The 3,122-nt window shown below is 63.5% G+C and carries 2 protein-coding genes and 1 pseudogene; 2 read left to right on the forward strand and 1 reads right to left on the reverse strand.

The features are described from left to right. Nucleotides 1–526: pseudogene (locus HP547_RS28045) on the reverse strand (glutamine synthetase); the annotation flags it as partial. 182 nt (nucleotides 527–708) lie between these two features. On the opposite strand from HP547_RS28045, the gene HP547_RS28050 reads away from it, so the two are divergent. Continuing rightward, nucleotides 709–1,608 carry a helix-turn-helix domain-containing protein gene (locus HP547_RS28050; RefSeq protein WP_172231716.1) on the forward strand — a complete coding sequence of 300 codons (900 nt, stop codon included), beginning with the start codon at nucleotides 709–711 and terminating at the stop codon, nucleotides 1,606–1,608. Between the two features lie 142 nt (nucleotides 1,609–1,750). After that, the coding region (locus HP547_RS28055) for an AAA family ATPase (RefSeq protein ID WP_172288725.1) at nucleotides 1,751–3,122 on the forward strand (1,372 nt) is incomplete at its 3' end.

Raw genomic sequence — 3,122 nt, forward strand, 5'->3', positions numbered from 1 at the left:
CGATCGAGAACGACTGGCGGCCGCTTTCGGCACGCCCGGAGCGCCCCAGCGGGACTTGCAGCGGCAAGTCCGGGTCTTCGCAGCGTTTGGTCAGGTAGAATTCCATCTCGGGCGCGACGATCGGCTGCCAGCCTTTTTCGGCGTACAGCTTGAGCACCTTCTTCAGTACGTTGCGCGGCGACAGCTCGATTGGGTTGCCTTGCTTGTCGAAGGTGTCGTGGATCACGATCGCGGTCGGCTCGATGGCCCACGGGATCTGGTACACGGCGGTGGGGTCGGGGCGGCAGACCATGTCGATGTCGGCGGCGTCGAGCAGGTTGTAGTAGATGTCATCGTCCACGTAATCGCCAGTGACCGTCTGCAGCAGCACGCTTTCGGGCAGGCGCATGCCACGTTCGTGGAGGAACTTGGCGGTCGGCGCGATCTTGCCCCGGGCAATGCCGGTCAGGTCGCTGATCACGCATTCGACTTCGGTGATGCGGTGTTCTTTCAGCCAGGTGGACAGCTGATCGAAGGGGGCGTTCATACAGACCTCTTGGTTGGGTTTTAGTGTGGGAGCGCGGTGCCTGTGCCAGCCGTTGCACGGTTTCGAAGGCGTTGCGCTTCCCAGGTGACGCACTGGAGACTATCTTGGTCGCAGCCCCCAGGGGCGATCTATCCACTTTCTTCGGCATCGAATGCACCATAAGAGTGCACACAGGACAATGCGTGACAACCGCCAATGCGTTGCAGGTCCAGGCTTACCACACCACCGACGTTACCGAGCAAGTGCGGGCCACCCCTGGCTGGCAGCAACAGTACCGGCAGATGTCGCCGGGGCATTTCAGCGGCGAGCTGCGTTGCCTGGGGCTTGAGGGCGTGGAGGTGTACGAAGAAAGGCTGAATACTCGCGTCGAGCAGTTTTTTCGCGCGCCGAGCGGCTCACTGGCGTTCTGTTTCGACCGCAGCGAAAACAGCCTGTACCTGCTGAACGAACAAAGCCGCAATATCTGGATCACCCCGGAGAACTACCAGGAAGTGGCCGTGGTATTCGACCAGGGCTTCCTGGCCGACCATGGGCTGGACCCGCAGCGCCTGGAAGGGTTGTTCATGGTACCGCTGGGCAGCGGGCAGAATGCGCTGTTCGGCAGCTGGTTGAGTGCCACGCTGACCCGCCTCAGCCAGGCCGATTGCCCGCTGCAGGGGCAGGCCTTGGCAGAGCAACTGCTGGAGGACTGCCTGTTCATCCTCGACAACGCCTGCCAGCGCTTGCAGGGCGTGGCGCTGGGGCGACGTGACGAAGAACGGGCGATCATGCACCGGGTCAGTGAATGGGCCGCCGATTGCCCGGAGGAAACGCTCAACCTGGTGGAGCTGGCGGAGGTTGCCGGGGTTTCCCTGCGCCAGCTGCAGCAGGCGTTCAAGGCATTTACCGGCATGCCGCCTGCGCAATGGCTGCGATTGCGCAGGCTCAACGGTGCGCGGCGGGATTTGTTGCGCGGTGGGGACGTGACCGTAGCCGAGGTGGCGATGCGCTGGTCTTTCTGGCATTTGGGAAGGTTTTCAGAGAGTTACCGGCAGTTGTTCAAGGAGTTTCCGAACGAGACGTTGAAGCGCGGCAGGGGTTGAACCGGGTGCCAGTGCCACCTGCCTCTGCGCGTTACATTCAGGAGCGGTTTCACCCGCGAAGAGGCCGCCCCGGGCAACACTGAGACCAGCATTGCACCGCGAAAATTGCTATGGTGCCGTCCTGTTTCCACCCGAGGTGCCGATGTTCTACCTGCCTTTGCCCAGCGACCAGGCCGACCGCCTCGCCAGCGAACCCACCACTGACTTTTTCACCACCGCCAGCGTCCTGGACGCTGCCGCCGTGCTGTTCGTGCAAAACCTGCCGCGCCAGCCCGCCACCGCCTCGGCAGATGCGCAAGAGCGTCGTTTCGCCGAAATCGTGCGCATCGCCAATGAAGTCGAAAGCGCGGCACCCGGGCGCTTCCAGGGGCAGGTGGCGCAGCACTTCGATCACGAAGCCTTGGCCATGGGCCTGGGCATGCTGGGCGAAAACGGTATCGCCTTGCTGTCCCCCGAGGTGCAGTACAAGGCTGAAGAGTTGCTGGATGCCGAGGGCCAGTGGAATTTCCAGTTCGCTGACCTGTACCGCCAACGCGCCACACCGCTGCACCCTGTGTCCCTGCCGGCCTTGGCCAGTGACCTGAGACTCAGCGACCAGCAGAATCGATTGTTACGCGAATTTCTCAGTGGTATCGACGAGTCGGTGGCAGTGCAGGGCTTCGCCGGCACTGGCAAGACCTTCCTGATCCACCAGTTCGCCCGCCTGCTCGACCCGCAGCGCACGTTGCTGCTGGCCCTTACCGAGGGCCAGTTGCGGGCGTTGCAGGCGCGGGTCAAGGACGCCACAGCGTACACCGCGCTTACCTTCGGCCAGCTGGCGGACGAGCTGCTGAACCGTGACCTCACCAGCAATGGCTGGCGCCTGCGTGACCCTTACCGCACCAAGCGCTCGTGGCGCCCGCAGGACGCGCAGGTGGCGCAATGGCTGGCGATTCCTGATATCGGGCCACTGGCCGCTCGCGATGTGGTTGGCTTGTGCATCCGCGCCGTGCGCACGTTCTGCCACAGTGCTGACACCCAGTTGCAGTTGCACCACCTGCCATGGGCCGGGCCGGGCACGCACCCACTGGACCAGGAAGTGCTGCTGGAGAAGGCGCGGCAGTACTGGCAGGAGCTGATTCGCCCGTCGGCGCGGGAAATCCAGCTGCCGGTGCGCGATTATCATCGGGTCAAGCTGCTTGCACTGACGGGCTATGTGATCGACAGCCGCTACAGCCATGTCATCGTCGACGAGGCCCACGAGCTGTCGGCACCGATGCTTGCCGTGCTCGACCGCAGCCCGCAGTCGATCATCGCCCTGGGCGACGAGTTGCAGAACCTTAATGGCCTCAGCGCGCACCATGGCAGTTTCATCCGGCAACGCTGCATCGACCACTCACTGCGTGCCGGCCCGGCGATGGACAATGTGCTGAACCCACTGATTCAGGCACATCCGGCGGCGATCCAGGCGGCATTCAGTGGCAGCGCCGAGCATTACACCCGGGTCAGTTTCTTCGACACGGTGACGGTGCCGG

Origin of the sequence: Pseudomonas sp. CM27 (assembly GCF_013179515.1) — a bacterium.
Lineage (GTDB): Bacteria > Pseudomonadota > Gammaproteobacteria > Pseudomonadales > Pseudomonadaceae > Aquipseudomonas.